Origin of the sequence: Klebsiella sp. D-Nf1 (genome assembly GCF_002810515.1) — a bacterium.
GTDB classification, from domain to species: domain Bacteria; phylum Pseudomonadota; class Gammaproteobacteria; order Enterobacterales; family Enterobacteriaceae; genus Klebsiella; species Klebsiella variicola.
In genome coordinates this window covers 1-233 of the sequence record NZ_PIOK01000046.1, presented here as the reverse complement: position 1 = coordinate 233, position 233 = coordinate 1, and the positions used below count along the sequence as shown (strand labels likewise).

Genomic DNA, 233 nt, shown 5'->3' with positions numbered 1-233 from the left:
TACCACTTTGTGATTCATGACTGGGGTGAAGTCGTAACAAGGTAACCGTAGGGGAACCTGCGGTTGGATCACCTCCTTACCTTAAAGAACCTGCCTTTGTAGTGTCCACACAGATTGTCTGATGAAAGTAAAGAAGCAAGGCGTCTTGCGATTGAGACTTCAGTGTCCCCTTCGTCTAGAGGCCCAGGACACCGCCCTTTCACGGCGGTAACAGGGGTTCGAATCCCCGAGGG

1 rRNA gene is annotated in these 233 nt (G+C 51.9%); it reads left to right on the top strand.

The features are described 5' to 3' along the window. A 16S ribosomal RNA gene (locus tag CWM54_RS27970) occupies nucleotides 1–79 on the top strand; the annotation flags it as partial. Nucleotides 80–233 lie beyond the last annotated feature (154 nt).